General features: G+C 35.0%; 14 protein-coding genes. 6 read left to right on the plus strand and 8 right to left on the minus strand.

Features of this window, described 5'->3' with window-relative positions; all coding sequences use genetic code 11:
- Positions 1-625: 625 nt before the first annotated feature.
- Together P618_RS00470 and P618_RS00475 are read right to left on the minus strand one after the other, a co-directional pair.
- Positions 626-1147 (minus strand): DciA family protein, encoded by a 522-nt coding sequence (locus tag P618_RS00470; RefSeq protein WP_024160981.1) that lies wholly within the window; start codon positions 1145-1147, stop codon positions 626-628.
- 1051 nt (positions 1148-2198) lie between these two features.
- The gene (locus tag P618_RS00475; protein WP_021827678.1) at positions 2199-2762 is read right to left on the minus strand and encodes a YqgE/AlgH family protein; all 564 of its coding nucleotides are present in this window, start codon (positions 2760-2762) and stop codon (positions 2199-2201) included.
- A gap of 1618 nt (positions 2763-4380) precedes the next feature.
- Here P618_RS00475 and P618_RS00485 point away from each other — a divergent pair.
- On the plus strand, positions 4381-5307 hold the full coding sequence (locus tag P618_RS00485) for a hypothetical protein (protein ID WP_156918925.1): 927 nt from the start codon (positions 4381-4383) through the stop codon (positions 5305-5307).
- Between the two features lie 173 nt (positions 5308-5480).
- Here P618_RS00485 and P618_RS00490 read toward each other — a convergent pair whose 3' ends face one another.
- Positions 5481-6944 carry a leucyl aminopeptidase gene (locus P618_RS00490; RefSeq protein ID WP_021827681.1) on the minus strand — a complete coding sequence of 488 codons (1464 nt, stop codon included), beginning with the start codon at positions 6942-6944 and terminating at the stop codon, positions 5481-5483.
- Between the two features lie 1376 nt (positions 6945-8320).
- Here P618_RS00490 and lspA point away from each other — a divergent pair.
- The 3 genes from lspA to P618_RS00510 are packed head-to-tail and all read left to right on the plus strand — an operon-like array spanning position 8321 to position 10299.
- On the plus strand, positions 8321-8797 hold the full coding sequence (gene lspA / locus P618_RS00500) for a signal peptidase II (RefSeq protein ID WP_021827683.1): 477 nt from the start codon (positions 8321-8323) through the stop codon (positions 8795-8797).
- The gene (locus P618_RS00505; RefSeq protein WP_021827684.1) at positions 8785-9087 is read left to right on the plus strand and encodes a hypothetical protein; all 303 of its coding nucleotides are present in this window, start codon (positions 8785-8787) and stop codon (positions 9085-9087) included. The genes lspA and P618_RS00505 overlap by 13 nt, the downstream gene beginning before the upstream one ends.
- Positions 9088-9105: 18 nt before the next feature.
- Entirely contained in the window at positions 9106-10299 is a 1194-nt protein-coding gene (locus P618_RS00510) for a hypothetical protein (protein WP_021827685.1), read from the plus strand.
- A gap of 18 nt (positions 10300-10317) precedes the next feature.
- On the opposite strand, the gene dnaJ is transcribed toward P618_RS00510, so the two are convergent.
- The 5 genes from dnaJ to rpsM are packed head-to-tail and all read right to left on the minus strand — an operon-like array spanning position 10318 to position 13669.
- On the minus strand, positions 10318-11439 hold the full coding sequence (gene dnaJ / locus P618_RS00515; protein WP_021827686.1) for a molecular chaperone DnaJ: 1122 nt from the start codon (positions 11437-11439) through the stop codon (positions 10318-10320).
- 49 nt (positions 11440-11488) lie between these two features.
- A complete protein-coding gene (rplQ, locus tag P618_RS00520) occupies positions 11489-11848 on the minus strand; it encodes a 50S ribosomal protein L17 (RefSeq protein WP_021827687.1) in 360 nt (119 codons plus the stop codon).
- The gene (locus P618_RS00525; RefSeq protein WP_021827688.1) at positions 11838-12875 is read right to left on the minus strand and encodes a DNA-directed RNA polymerase subunit alpha; all 1038 of its coding nucleotides are present in this window, start codon (positions 12873-12875) and stop codon (positions 11838-11840) included. Before P618_RS00525 ends, rplQ begins: the two co-directional genes overlap by 11 nt.
- Positions 12876-12896: 21 nt before the next feature.
- Positions 12897-13280, minus strand: a complete 384-nt coding sequence (gene rpsK / locus P618_RS00530; protein ID WP_021827689.1) for a 30S ribosomal protein S11 — start codon at positions 13278-13280, stop codon at positions 12897-12899.
- 20 nt (positions 13281-13300) lie between these two features.
- Complete coding sequence (gene rpsM / locus P618_RS00535) at positions 13301-13669, minus strand: 30S ribosomal protein S13 (RefSeq protein ID WP_021827690.1); 369 nt, start codon at positions 13667-13669, stop codon at positions 13301-13303.
- Between the two features lie 374 nt (positions 13670-14043).
- Here rpsM and P618_RS05865 point away from each other — a divergent pair, with 374 nt between their 5' ends.
- On the plus strand, positions 14044-14640 hold the full coding sequence (locus tag P618_RS05865; protein WP_021827691.1) for an OmpA family protein: 597 nt from the start codon (positions 14044-14046) through the stop codon (positions 14638-14640).
- 865 nt (positions 14641-15505) lie between these two features.
- Positions 15506-15649, plus strand: coding sequence for a hypothetical protein (locus tag P618_RS07580; protein WP_021827694.1), 144 nt, complete (start codon positions 15506-15508; stop codon positions 15647-15649).
- Positions 15650-16397: the final 748 nt, after the last annotated feature.

The following is a 16397-nucleotide window of genomic DNA, read 5'->3' on the forward strand; positions in this document are numbered from 1 at the left end:
CTACGAATCCCAAAAAAGATGCATACTTTTTATCAAATTTTGAAAATGCTCGCATAATTTTGTTGAAAAAATATAGAATTAAGTGACGCTCTTTATACATATGTGTATCGATAACATAGCAAAAGCTGTTGGATTATAATAAAAAAAGCATTAATTGATTGATATCCCCCCCCTGGAAGAACTCAATTTTCTGCCTAATTCATTGCTTTATAATTTGCCCAAAATTTCTCGATTCTTCTTTTTGACTGTTACCTGCTTTGATAAAATTTACGACCTTTTCTCTTAAATCTATACTAGAATCTATACTATATGGACTCGTTGAGATTATCTATCTTTTTGGAAAAAATGTATGATATTTTGCATTGTGACTCAACTGTTTTTATTATATTATTTTTAAAAAGTTTGAGCAAAATCCGTCAAACTTTGATCATACTCCAAACCATATGTTGTTGGGACTGAATACCTAGAACGAAGAACGTTGCTTTAAGATAAGAGGAATCCAATTTTAAGATATTCTTCAAAAAAGAACAAAACATGCTAGGGACAAACCTATGTTCCTTAACTATACATCAAGTATTAATTTAAAAATATACTTAAAATAAGTGATTTTTTCTTACATACTTATTTAAATAATTTTCATTGCACAAGCAAGATTCGCAAGCGCACTTTGCAATGCAAAAGGTAAATTTTCAAGTTTAAACACGTGTTGGGCTAGTTGTTTTGTTTTCTCATCTTCAGATGCATCTGAATGATTGGTAGAGTCAAGCATCTGTGTATCTTCCCATTGAGGAACGTCACAAGATTGAAAATGCGTTTTTCTAAAAATGATACGAGCAACCCCTTTATATCCTAAGTATTGATTAACGCGCTCTATGAGAGTTGCTCCATAGCTAGGAATTTTTAAGCTTCCAGACACATCAACCTCTATCACCAAAGTTCCTTCATTTTTAAAGACTTGTATGCGACAAGGGCGCGTAATAGAGGCCATTTCGGGACCTACGATTCCTTTCCAATCTTGAGCCATTTTTGTATACAAAAAATCTTTCGTCTGAAAAAAATGTCCGAACGCATATCTACATACGTTTTCTAAGGGTTGAAATCCTGATCCTCTTTTCCATTGCTTGATCGCTTTATGTGTGTGCCCCATTTTTTCCCCCAATGATAAAACCAAAAATGCTATTATGCTGTACGCTTCTTAAGAAAATTTTTTTAAAGCTTCTTAAGAAAATTTTTTTAAAATTTTTAAAACGTTATTTACATTTTTGTATCAATTCTAAAATTTAAGATTTTTTCCAATATTAACATAAAAACATTGCAAATGTTTCTTTTAAATACGGCAACGCGTGTAAACGTAAAAAATGTTTAGCGGATTCGAATAAGAACTTCTTGACCTTTACAAAAAAATTCCTTGGCTACTTCTAGTCAATTAAGTTAGATTTTTCGAATAGAAGTAAAGCCTAACATTTAGTGATCACAGTGAAAAATTCTTGGTTATACGCTCTACTTTCTTCCAAAAATAACATACCTTTTTCGCAACCGTCATAGTAAACTTGATTACTATATCAAAAACGTCGCGGTCTGTCCCACAATATTACGAAATTTAAAGGCCAAACACCTTCTTCAAATAACAGCAGACTGGGAGATCAAAGTGTCCAAACAGAAACATCTAGGTACTGATTTTTATCAAGCCAAAACCACGTCTTTAGGCAAGAAAATAGCGCACAACACGGCGATTTCCCATGTTTAGATTGTGATAAAATACATGTTTAGGTATTAAACCATCCTCCGATCACTACTAAAACAAGATAGCATCCCTCAATCTCAACACTATCACCGACATCATGCCCCCTAAAATGAACCTCCGGAAAAACACTTTTGTGATCAGAAACTCAAGAAAAAATTAGCATTTCGCGCAGAAAGTTTTTATAATTTTTGTATGTATTTCCTCAATTTTTTTTCGAATCATCAGTAAAATCTCCACGGTTGTTCTTAAAAAAATAATTTTTATCTAATCTTAAAATGTCTTGAATTTATTCCCTTTTACGGTTGAAAGAGTCTTTTTCTTCAGTCAGTATGTTTTTCATAAGAAATTCATTGATACTTGTGATAACCGTTCCTCTTACTTACGTATTTGTTTGTTTTTTTCAAAAATTGAAAAAACATCATGACTGATTCACACCTCTTATGCACAAATTTGACTACTCTCGCACACGTCCAGGACAGTAAGTAAAAGCAGTATCGTTCGGAAGATTAAGCATAGAAAACGCAAACTCCCATTTATTTAAAGGGGGTATCTCAAATAACAACTGTGGAGTTGCTGGAATTGCAATCCAATCATGATTCATAAGCTCTTCTTCAAGCTGGCCAGAGCGCCAACTAATGTATCCGACCAAAGTAAGCGCATACTTTGGAAACCCTTCCAAGCCATTGAAATCTTCAAAATTTTTTATCTTTTCTGCAGGAGACACACCGTACTCCTTCCCAACTTGTAACGTTTCATCGGTATTGTAGCTTTTGATAGAATGCAGCAAAAAGCTCCGCTCCAAATCAGACGCCCCCCCCCATAAAACAGATTCCGAAAACGTAAAAATCGTATTTTTTAAACCTTCAGGCCAATCTTTGCGATGCAGAGGTAGATTAATCAAAAAACCCATAGCTCCTTCATCACTATGATGAAATACAAAAATGACATTTTTCTGAAAATCTTGCCTTCGAACATAAGGAAAAGATAAAAGAACGTGCGCAGATAAATTTGAATGCATTGTGTTTACTTAAGTATAAAACGCACCTCGTACAAACATACCGTGCATTCCAAAAAGTTCAAGAAAAGATATCATACTGATAAAAAAATATCAAGCCTTTCTTCAAAAAATGTCATGAAAATTTCTGATTTTTTAAAATTTATTTATTTTAATCAAAACTTTCTGTGTATCCAAAAAAAATTTTCCAAAAATTAAGTTGAAGTTTTAATCCTCCACCCTTTGACAAACAAAAAAAGGCAACTTACATCTTGCAACTTATAGAAAATTAAGTGAAAGTTTTGTGCATTAGACCAGACCACGTAAATATCACCTGTTATGTTTTGATTAGCTTCGACTGCTAAGTCGTTCTGTCATAGGCTATGCAAATGAGAGGCCGTTTTTGAGATTAACGATTTCAGCGATGACATTAAACGTAACGAGGTAGGGTTGCACTGATTTCGCTATCGATGAGAGATACTCTTAAATATCTTAATATCACCAAAAATGGGGCCTAAAACACCCCAAAAGACCGTAAATTCTACAGTGTTCTCTTTTTCTTTTCTCTTTAGCGGCTTATTTTGCTAGATTTATAAAGAAGCTTTGCATTTGAGTGAGTCTTATCGATATTCCCTGATGACTCTAATCCGCGAAGGGTGGCTTTCTTTTGGGAGACGTCCTTCCGCCTTTAAACAGCGAAAAAATCACATCACAGTGCTCTACGTTGGTCCCCAAAAGACACCTAAGAATTTTTTCCATATTAGTTTTACCTTTATGGACATGAAAATCTTATCTGCGTTGACTCTACATCTTTTTATATGCATTCCACAAAAAGTACTCATTACGTAAAAGCTCTAATTTACCTCTCTTTTTTTTCGAATCTTTTTCTTTACATATTGTTTTATCATTACCACATTTTTCACGATATATTAAAAAATTTAGACTCTATGTGTAGTGAATTCAGTCGAGATTCATGAATAGATAAGCTATATTTAAGAAAAAATATCTTCCTCATATAGTCAAATTCTCGAAAGAAAGTCATAGAGCACGTAAATAAAAGTAATAGTTTACATAGCACATCAAGAAAGTTTTAGGTTTCCTCAAATACTTTGCTTACTTGGTATAAAAGTCGCACATCCACTGTTTATCAAGAAAAGGAAAAGGTAGGATAAGTGCACACGAAAGCACCTTACGTAAATTTGGGGAACCTTTGAGGATAGAAAGTTCCTGGTTTTACATCATACTGGATTTTTTAGGCTACAACTTTAAAAAAGCCTTCACTTACATGAAGCAAAGAAAAAAGTATGGAGTCAAAGAATGAAAAATGGGTTAAAGCAAAAATCTATAAATATTACGAGAAGGCACATATACTGAATTAAGTTGTGGTTTGCGAATTAAAAAATAAAAGTAAATCCTTATATTAGGAAATTTAAGTGAGAATTTTTTGGCTATATAATTTTAGCGTTTTCTTTTAGAAATATCATACAGTTTGCGTTAACCTAAACTTAATTGACTCTATTGTCCAAAATCGCTAAAACTTTATACGAAAAGATGAACATTTTCAGAAATTCTTCTAGATTCTTATCTTTTAACTGTTTTTCAACTTTTTTTTTTTACCATTTAATAAAGAACAACCTTTCAAATGGATAGAAAAATGACAAAAAAATTTAATAAAAATCTATTAGCGTTCTGGATTTGTGCTATGCTCAGTCACGTGGCTTACTCGGAAGGAATATGCGACACAAAAAACCCTTTAAAAACACTTGAATATGTGCCTTCTCCGTTGTCAAGATTTTCAATGAGGGATAAAAGCTTCACCAAAAACGATGCCTGCTCAACGCAGATTAAAGGTGAATTAATAAAATTGCTGAAACCTTTTACTGCAAATACTACACAAAGTGCTGAAGAATTGTTAATCTCAAAAGATATTCCTAGTACTAAGGAAGATAGAGTAAAAATTACAGCGTATGTACGAGCAGTGAAAGATGGAAATTCAGCTGTGCTTCGACTTTTAAAGGCGGTAGACTTACTTCCTGTAGATAAAATTTCTGCCCTTCCTGTTTCTTCTGAAAAAATTCTTCTTCTAATAAAGGTTACAGAGAGTGGTATAGCTGAGGCTACAGCTATTTTAAATAAAAAAAATCAATCACTTTCGGAGACTCAGATACAAGCAGAGGAAGAACTGATACATCAGCTTGAAATTTTTTCTTTTAATCTAAAAAAAATATATAAAGATTACTTAAACGAAGGAAAAGATAATACAAATGATGATAAAAAACAAGATAATATTTTTAAAACGCAACAAATAGAAATTCAAAAAAATAATGATCTAGAAACAGATAGGGTTTTAAAGACGCAACCGATACAAAGTCAAAAAATTAAAGAAAATTCAAACACGAACCAAAAAAATTTCCCATTTTCAATTCCTTATAATGAAGGAGAAGAAAACAGTATTGCATTGGATAAACAAAAATTAGATGACCTCACGGATGCATACCAAAAAATTAAAGTATTAGAAGACAAAGTAACAGCGTGTGAACAAAAGTGCAAAAATAATGAGGCTAAATAAAACAGTTAATTTTGTCAAAACGATTTAATTTACCATAAAGAATGCGTTACCTATTTTTTTTAGGAATAATAGGTAACCATGGTAGCTGCGTAATATACTCTGAAATTCATAAAAATACCCATAACAGCACAAAAATTTAACTTTTTTTACGACATTTTTACGTTATTCATCTATTACAATGAAAGTCCCGTAGCTCTCTTCAAAAGAAATGAATACAGTGTTTGCATTCCAAAACCAACACCTCCCTTGGGGCACAAAGCATGATCTGAGGTCAAATGGTCTACATTGGCAATATCTAGATGGACCCATTTTTGCTCTGACTTAATAAAACGCTTTAAGAACTGAGCTCCTATAGAGCTTCCAGCCCCATATCCAGAACTGGCAATATTCTTCATATCCGCACACTCACTATCTAAAGCTCGATCAAAAGCAGGGTCTAATGGAAGGCACCAAAACTTTTCTCCTTCCTTTTGGCCACACACTTTAATATCCTCAATCAATTTTTCACACGTTCCAAATATTCCCGCATACTCTGATCCCAACGCTATTTTTACAGCTCCTGTCAAGGTGGCCACATCAATGATCAACTCTGGACAAAACTGATCTTGCGCATACCACAACGCATCTGCTAACACTAAACGCCCTTCTGCATCAGTATTTAAAACTTCAATAGTTTGCCCTGACAAAGAGCGAACAATATCTCCTGGACGCTGCGCGGACCCAGAAATTGAATTTTCGACCAAAGGAATCACTGCTGAAACGTTTAGCGGAAGTTTATCTATGGCAGCGGCTCGAAGCACCCCCGCGACTACCGCTGCCCCTGCCATATCCATCTTCATCGTATCCATTCCAGAAGAAGGTTTAAGCGACACGCCCCCTGTATCAAAAGTAACCCCTTTTCCAACAAAAGTCACCCAAGGAGAGTTCACATCTGTTTCTCCGTGCCATCGAAGAACAGCAAGACATGAGTCATTGATACTTCCCTGCCCTACTGCTAACAACGCTCCAAATCCTTTTGCTTCCAAAGAAGCCTTATCAATAATTTCTACCTGAACGCCTAATTCAGAAAACTCACTTAGATCTTGTGCGAATTTTTGCGGAGTCAAAATATTCGCAGGCTCGTTGCACTTTTGCCTTACCCAATGCAAACTATCGATACGACCATAGTAACGCTGAACGCGCTGAACCAGAGGAAGAATATTTGACTCAACATCTTGATAAAGCACATAAAGATCTTTACAAAAAAGGTCGGGAAGAGGATTAAATTTTGTTCGATAACAATCAAATCTCCAATCTCTGAGCTTAACTCCATAAAGCAATTCTTCTGGGTGGGAAGACCAAGGAATAAGCTGCAACCTATCATAAGACAAAGATTGACAGATGCTCCATAATCCCCCCCCTTGACATCGGATATCATACAAAGATTCCGAAGGATTAACATCCAAAAAAATAACGCGATTCCCAGACTCAACACATATGTCAATACTTTTTCCTTTTCCTAATTTGATCCATGAAAGCCTTTGCATGACAACATCGAGCTGAGGAATAAGAGAGGCATTTCCAAGAATTCGCCCCTCATATACCCCCACTAAAATAGGAATTTCAGACTTAACATCAGAGCTTACATGAATATTCATATCATTGATAATAAAACAAAACTTATACAGATTATGGTATAAAACAAAATAAAAATCAACCTGTATTACTCAAGCTAAGTGAAAAAATCTTTAGATCAAACATGAAATGGAACATATCGTATCAACGGGATAATCTTTTTAAATTAAACAATTAATTTAAAAAAATATTTTTATATAAACATATAGTTTAAATTAAAAATTTAGACTGAATTAGGTGCAATTTTTGTTGTACTGAAAGAAAATACGCTTTTTTGGCTATTTTTTCTTTTTAAAAATATCTTATTCAACCTAAATATACTATAATTTATAATAGCATATATTAAAGCAAGATTCAGGCGTAAAAAATGTTTTACAATTTTTGGATATCCTTTGGTAGAGAAATATGAGCTCGTTCTGCAAAATTTTCAAGAGCTTGCGCATGTTTTGATAGGTTTCTTATCCGTTTTCAACAATTTTTTTTATTTTTTTGTCCAAACTGTAAAGAATTATCTTCAACAACGCTCTAAACAGCCAGAAAAAGGAGTTTATCAAAGAACCTTCTATCTTCTTAAATCATGAAATCTGATGAAAATATCGTACTTTTTCAATAAGAAGCCTTTAACGTATCAAGGGCGAAAATTTCAGCACAGTATCTAAGTATTACCGGAGTAACAGGTCATTATGATAGAGTACCGTTCAAGAGAACTTACATATTAGTAAATTAAGTTGATGATTGAGCAAAAATCTTTTGTTTCTAGAAGAACATTATAAGATCATGTAATCACCTCTATTTTCTATTAATTGAGCAACGCGCTTTAATTTTTCACAAAGCTAATCTATTAATTCAGTATAAAATCTGCTCTTATCCCCTAAAACACGATAGATGAACGCAAAAAATATCATGCGTTACTGCCCTACACCTTATGATTCTCATAAAAAGTACGCAAAAGAGTTTCTTCGGCATATAATAAAATTTAGACGCTATTTTTCAAACGCACACATATACTCTAACAATCACTATTTGATGTACATATTTTAGTGACGTTTTTTGAAATTTTTTCCCTAGATACACATGTTTTTTAATTCACCTCATATAATTCACCTCATATAATTCACCTCATATAATTCACCTCATATAATTCACCTCATATAATTCACCTCATATAATTCACCTCATATAATTCACCTCATATAATTCACCTCATATAATGGTAAGACTCAACTTAAGGTAACTGTACATCGTCTTGATAATTTACTTCAGCACATAGCATTAACTTTGCATTCTCATCAAACATATATCAATATTGTCCAAAAAATGCTTACATTGGTGATCTAATACTAAATTAGATATCGACTTTTCAATATAATTCATGTATTATGTATAAAAATCTTTTTTTATGTGTAATATAATTTTCAGAAAATATGTTTTGTTTTTGGGAGTCGTATTCGCAGGTATCATTGCAGATCAAGCAACGAAGCACTATGTGAAAGCCCTTGTTTCAACAACAAAGCGCATTTTTGTGTTTAAACTGCTTAGTATCGTGGAAGCATATAATACTGGCATAAGTTGGGGATTGTTTTCTCAATTTGGAAAAACACTTAAATGGGAAATTTTAGGACTATCTATAGGCTTAGTTATTGTGTTTTTATACATGTTTATAAAAGAAAAACGTCGCTCAACTCAGTGGGCAATAGCGCTGATTATATCTGGCGCGTGCGGAAATATTTTGGATAGATTGTTGTGGGGTGCCGTGTTTGATTTTTTAAGTATACATTTTGGAAGTTTTAACTTTCCTGTCTTTAATGTTGCTGATATGCTAATTAGTGTAGGGTTTATGATATTATTAAGAGATTACTATCAATGGAATCGTTGAAATATAAAATTTTTTTTAATAAAGCAAGAGCTTTGTTAGCAGCAATAATTTTGACCCAGTGTCAGAATTTAAAAGAAGTCACGGGAATAAAAAAAACCGCACCAGATGCCTGGTCTGTTCAGCTATTAAAGGGACTTGAGATTCCTCCAGGATTTCAAGACGTCCCTTCTGATCACCCTGTCACTGAAAATGCAATTCCTTTAAGCGCACATACAGATAAAAGAAAAAACTCTCCAGACCAAGCAGAACAATCTTTACTGGAAAATGTACAGCCTTTTTTGAAAAAATAGCGTACGTACAGACGTTTCATGAGAAACAATCCACTTTTTCGACAAGATATGCGGCTAGTGTTAGACGCAGGCATATTAGATTGGTCTTTGTTTCTCAGAAATTATGCCAAAGCAGGTCAAGCCTTGCGTTTCTACAGTAAATACAACCAAAAATTTTCTTGTTTCCCTTATCTTTGGAAAAAATTTCATGAATGTGAAGAAAATAATTCCCATTTTAAAAAATTTCGTACTATTTTGGTTGTAGGGAGAACAGAAGATCTCGCAGGAATTCAATGCATCGTAGGGTGGGTGCAAACTTTTATAGGAAAGCATCATCAATCATTTCCAGAAATTTATTTTATTGCTCACCCAGACCCAGAATTGTTTTGGGAAATGATCGGAACTTTAGATTCAGAGTGCACAGGTATTGTGATCATATGTTCGAACCCTAATGACTTATTTCCTTATATTATTTTATTAAGATACTTAGAATTTTTAAAAAGCTCTAAGTGTTGCGTAACTCAACACGTAATGATATGGATTCCTAAAGGAATTGATTTTCCTTGTATTCGCTCTGTTGTCCAAACATTTTCATTAAACGTACACCATTACTCAATGATCACCCCAAAGAGCAGCTTCTGTTTCAATGAAATCAGTCTAAGCATTGGAAACTTGATCGGATTCCATTTTAATCTTTTTTTAGAAGGAGCAAAAACCACGTGTCAACAATATTTTCATCACAGCTTAAAATCTCCACTGGAAGGAGCAGCCTTATACACAACACTCAAACAACAATACCCAACATTATCTCATTGGGTATGGAATACGACACAAAGCTTTCAACCTTTAGCACAATGGATTCAATGGATATGGAAAGATGTGCTTCCACCACAGCAAAATATTTGTTTTCCTAAACACATTTCCCATTCCCCTTTTTTTTCCCTTGGATTCACAACAACGTTTTGGGAAAAAAAAAATATCACAGACGTTTTTTTCCCAAGTTATTTAAAAAGTTCAGATACCCAATATACGAAAATTCACTTAAAACAATTACTCGAGCAAGAGTTTAAAACAACTTGTAAAAATTTAACAGAAAACAACCACGCAGTGCGTATATTTTACGTTAAACAACTCAATGAAGAAATATTAGGAGCGCTGATCGCACATTTTTTACTGGAAACTACTCTATTATTTCTAATGGAAGAAGATAATACATTCCCTTCTCCCATTTAAAACTAAACGTTTCATTTTTTATAGTGTTTTAAAAAAGTTTTTAAGCTTCGCGAAAAAACCTGTCGTTTCTGGAGGCTTATTTTCTTCTTCCTCCAAAAAATCTTGTAATAATTCTTTTTGTCTTTGAGTCAACTTCAAAGGGACATAAACATCCGCCTCAATAATAAGATCCCCTCTACCCGAAGAATACGGCATCCCCTTATTATGAACCACTGTTTTTTCTTTGAACTGTGTCCCCTCTCGAAACGTAACAGAAACTTGCTCACCTTCAATGGTGGGGATCTGCACTACGCACCCTAAAGCAGCTTGAGAAATAGAAAGGGGATAATTCATAAATAAATTAGCTCCTTTTCTGCGAAACAAAGAGTGTGACTGAACATTTACTTGTATAATAGCATCTCCACAAGGACCTCCACGCTCTCCTACTTCACCCTCACCATGAAGCCGAAGCTGGCTTTCATGTTCTATGCCGGGGGGAACACGAAAGTCTAAAACGCGACGATCTCGCATACACCCAGATCCTCTACATTTTTTGCACAAAACAGCAATGTATGTCCCCGTTCCCTGACATCTTTTGCAGGTTTGCCTTACCATAAAAAAACCTTGAGAAATTCCGACCTCTCCTTTCCCATGACACGTCGTACACTGAACAACTTTTGATCCTTTTTCTCCTCCGGTTCCCGAGCAAGAATCACAACGAACAATAGTAGAAAATTCAACAGATTGATTGACCCCTTTGAATGCATCTTCTAAAGTAATGGAAATTTTTATCAGAACGTCACGCCCCTTCGAAACAGTGGGTTGACTAGAAGAACCAAAATTAGAAAAAAAATCTTCAAAAATAGAAGAAAAATCAAACCCGGCTTCCGAAAATCCTTCAAATCCCCCCCCGCCAGAAGAGCTTTGACGAAAAGCATCAGGACCCATCTGATCATACATCCTGCGTTTTTTTTCATCACCCAAAACTTCGTAAGCCTCTGTAACTTCCTTAAATATTTTCTCTGCTTTCTGTTTTTCCGCACTAGAGCTGTTCTGGTGCTGATCTGGATGATACTTTAAAGCTAATTTTCTGTAAGCTTTCTTGATATCTTGAATAGACGCATTTGAGGGAACACCAAGAACTTTATAATAATCTGCCATGGTCTGATTTCCTTAATAACGAACAATTTTTAAAATGTCTTAAAATTTCCTAAGCTTCCACGAATTCTATTAATGCCATAGGAGCAGAATCTCCTTTCCGAAATCCCGCCTTAATAATACGAAGATACCCCCCTGGACGCTCCTTGTACTTTGGCCCCCATTGAGAAATAATCTTGTCGCAAGAACTTTTAGAACGCAATGTAGATAACAAGACTCTAAAACGATGCAAAGAAACCTCATTTCTTCCATAAGTCACCAGACGCTCCAAAATAGGACGTACAGCTTTTGCTTTTGGTAATGTAGTTATAATTCTACCATTTTGAATAATCTGATTACACAATCCAACCAAAAGCGCTTTCCTTTGATTTGTTGTACGACCAAATTTTTTATGTGCTATATTATGACGCATCACACTTCTCCTCTTCTTGTTGCACTTTCTTAGGAGGCCAATTAGGAACATTCATACCCAAAGTCAGCCCCATACTAGCCAAAATCCGCTGAATATCTTGAAAAGATTTTCTGCCAAAATTTGGAGTTTTCATTAAATCCTGCTCTTTCAAACGCACCAGATCTCCAACATAAGTAACATTTTCCAATTTTAAACAATTTAAACAACGAATAGATAAATCCAACTCAGAAACAGGCTTATAAAAATCTACAGGAAAGTGATCTTTACATTCAGCACCTTCAACAGACTGGATCTCTTTACTTTCATGAACGCTTTCTTCAATTTTAGGAGCAATGCTAAATACACTAAACTGAGTTTTTAAGATTTCTGCTGCCTCACTCACAGCTTCATCGGGAGTAAGGGAACCATTCGTTTCTACACGAAGAACCAATTTTTCATAATCCGTATTTTGCCCAACGCGAGCATTTTCTACATGAAACGAGACCTTTCGAATAGGACTAAACCAAGCATCAAGAAAAATTTCAGGATCGTTTTTTCTGGGAAAACGTTCCGCACTAACGTACCCTCTTCCTTTTTCAACAGTGAAATCAAAGTCAAGCTCACCATCTTGCGTCAAGATACACAAAACATATTCAGGATTATTAACCTCTAAAAATCCTTCTTGCGCTAACATGCCAGCAGTCACTGTACAAGGACCTTTAACACAAAAAGAAAAAGTTTTTTTTTGATCAAAAATTCCTCTTAAATTCAAGCACTTTAAGTTTAAGACAAAATCTGTAACATCTTGAACCATACCTGGAATCGTAGAAAATTCCATATCTGCTCCCCTAATTTTAATGCGAGTAATCGCCCAACCAGAAAGAGAAGAAAGAAGCACACGACGCATCGCACTTCCAATCGTTACCCCAAAACCTTTAGCTAAGGGCTCCACAAAAATTGAACGTACATATTGCTCGTCCTCCTCTCTCTGAAACACTTTTTTATAAGGTTCAATCAGCTCATTCCACTGCTTTTCTGCTTCTACCATCGAACAACACCTCTATCACAATTAAACACGACGACGCTTTGAAGGTTTACACCCATTATGCGGAAGACGTGTATCGTCCCGAATTGAACAAATCTCAAGCCCTGAATTACTAAGCCCTCTAACGGCTGCCTCGCGTCCAGAACCTATCCCACACAAAGAAACATCTAAACGCTTAACACCGTGAACTTGAACTTTTTTTGCCACATCTTCAGCTGCCATCTGAGCAGCAAAAGGAGTCGACTGTTTAGAACCAGAATACCCAACAACACCTGCAGACGACCATGCAATGGTTGCACCCTGCATATCTGTAACCGTAATCATAATATTATTAAACGTGGAATATATATGAGCTATACCAGAAACAACATTTTTTCTCTTTATTTTTACCTTTTTATTAAAAACCATTTTTTATTTACTTCCCCCTTCTATTTTTTCTTTCCGGCAATCGCCACCGCGCGACCCCTACGAGTTCTAGCGTTTGTATGGGTGCGTTGACCACGAACTGGAAGATTTTTTCGATGACGCAATCCTCGATAACACCCTAAGTCCATCAAGCGCTTTTTGCTCATTAAGTTATTATTACGAAGCTCACCTTCTACCACGTACTCTTTATCTATAACCTCTCTAATACGAACTATATCTTTCTCCGACAAAGAAGAAATTCTTGTATGATAATCAATTCCCAGAGCATTACAAATCTCCAAGGCTTTAGATCTACCAATACCATGAATACAAATTAATCCAGAAAGCAAATTTTTTTTTTCTGAAATATTTACACCTGAAATACGCGCCATATTTAAACTGCTACTACTTACTGGCCTTCATTATAAATTTTTTCAAAAAAAAGTCAACGCCCTAATGTAACTCTGCCTAGTGTTTCTTTATTCACACGATCTTCCTTCACGCAACAATATGAATTTATTTTACTGAAAAAAGACAATCACGTATGGAAAGATACTAACTTGACTGAATTTGATTAATTTTTGGCTAAAAAACAAGATTAAATTCGCTTAAAATTAAAAAATCCTCCCCCCCCCTCTTTTTTTTGATAATAAAGCATTGTACGATGAATCCGTAGGTGGTTTAAACGTGGAGAACCGTTTGAAACTAGAAGTTTTTTTAAGAATTTTTAGGTTAGGTTTTAAGCGTAGACAGAAAAGAGGATGTTATGGACTTAAGACTTTTAGGTGTGTTCGCATTGGGCGCCTTGTTGGCAGCTTGTAGTGATGAGACTCCCCAAACCGCGGAGGTTGTTTACCAGGACAAAGGATCTTGTAATATTGAAGGTTCAGTTGCAGATTTTAAAAATTGTAAAAAAGATCAGGTGTTTTTTGATTTTGACAAATCCAAAATTTTGGATGAGGATCAAAAAGTTTCTTCTATGGTAGCGTTTTTGAAAAAGCATTCCAAGACAGGAGCTATTGTAGGGCATTGCGATCGTCGCGGGTCTAGTGAATACAACTTTGGATTAGGGCAAAGACGTGCGGCAGCTCTCAGTTCAGCTTTGAAAAAGCGAGGATTTCCGTCCAGTTCGATTTGTGGTGTGTATAGTGTAGGAAAGGAGCGCCCTCTTGTAGCAGGAGATAGCGAGGAGTGTCATGCGTTGAATAGAACTGCTATATTTGTTCTTTCTGATTCATCAGGAGGAGAAGGCGTTTCTGTCAATTCTGGACCTTCTGCTGTAACTTCAGACGCAATGACTCCTCCAAAACTTGACTCTTCTGAGACTTCTTCCGGAGAATCTGAAGAGCATAGTGGAGATTAATATACAACGAAGTTCACACAAAAAAAGCGTTTAATTGTGTTAAATTTTAAAAAGAGGAAAAGTATTCTTTTTCTCTTTATTTATTTATTTTTATAATAAACAAAAGAAAAAATTATAATTACAAATAAGAAATGTTTGATTCTTATTAGGCCTACTGCGTAAATCATCACTTTTTTTCGCAAAAATTTTCCTTTTTTCTTTATTTTTGTGTCAAAAATTTCTGTGATGATATCAAGAAAGATCATGATGTGTTTTTCAGCGCTGATCATTTATTATTTTCAATACTTTAATAACTTTAATATTTTTACGCATTGTGTATAAGATTGATGTTTAATCTCAAAAAATTCTGATGTATTTTATGAAGATCAGACTGTATGGAGAAAAAGCTTATTAGACAACTATTACATGCAAATGCCAGAACAACAGAAGATCACCCGTAGAAGAGATCCGTAACAGTCAAAAGAGCATAGAAAAAGCAGCTGCAAGGTTTAATGTTAATCCAAAAACAATCATACAATGGAGGAGGGAGTATACAAAGATCTTCCGATGGAGCTCAAATCTAGCGTTCTCTCAGAAAACTAAGGAAGAAGCAATCGTCACTTTTCGTAAGATGACGGGGTGACCTTTAGATGAAGTGTTCTATAGCCTGAAAGAAACAATCTTATCTATTTAGTCCCAACAACATGTGGTTTGGATTATGATTAAAATTTGACGTGTTATGTTCAAATTCTAACATGATAATATCAAAAGAGGGCCGATACTTCAGTGATTTCAGCTTTCTTTGATGATTATAATAAAGCACACAAGTCATCATATGGCGCTTTAGCTCATCAAGATTTTTGTAAAAATACGCTTTTATTGTGTAGTGTTTGAGGATTCTGTTGCTGATTTTGACCTGAACGTTGATCCAAAGATGCTTGAATTTGGTGAGCCTGTGCTCAATGGTATGCTCCTTCCACATCACATCAAAGGAGGTGCGTTTTGTTTTTTGGCCTCAGGTGTTGCGTAAACAGTTCATAGGTAAATTGCACCCCATTGTCTGTGAGAATTTTCGTTATTTTAAAAGAACAATGGGCGATCAGATTTTTCAAAAATGCACTTGACTCGTTAACCGACATCTTTGAATGCAGTTCGACATAAACGTACTTTGTGGCCCGCTCAATGGCCTACAAAAAGGTAGATTTTCCCTTGATTTGTGAGAACTTAGGTACTGTCAACATGAACAAAATCCAAAGGGATACATTTTTTTTTCAGGAGCCGACTCTTCTTTTTTGGATAAATATTTAGTCTTTTGAGGCATCGATACAGATTAGAGCGCATAAGATTGGGAATCTTCTCTTTCAAAGCACTATAAACATCATCAAGCGGAAGCTTAGAAACGCGCCTGAATTCACACACAATCTCTTGCTTCTGTTTCAGATAAAACGCTTTGGCTGCTCAGGTCCAGAGCGTTTATCTTGAACACAACCGGATTTTTTACTTCAAAACTGAAGGCCCAAACGTTTTGCTATTTTTAGCGGCGCTCTGTACAGAGTTTTGTATTTTTTTCGGACTCAAAGCGTCGTCTTGGCATTTTTATGCAGTATACTTTCCATACATTAGCCTCCTTTAGTTCCTTATAGGTTATACCATAAGAATTTGGAACTAAACAATTACGCTGTCTAGTTCTTTCAAGCCCTTATCAATTGTTTTGTTAGACATTTGCTTTACTCACTGATGTTACGCAGCAATAGTTGATTTCTGCTTGAAATAATCAT

It is taken from the genome of Holospora obtusa F1 (assembly GCF_000469665.2).
GTDB lineage: Bacteria > Pseudomonadota > Alphaproteobacteria > Holosporales > Holosporaceae > Holospora > Holospora obtusa.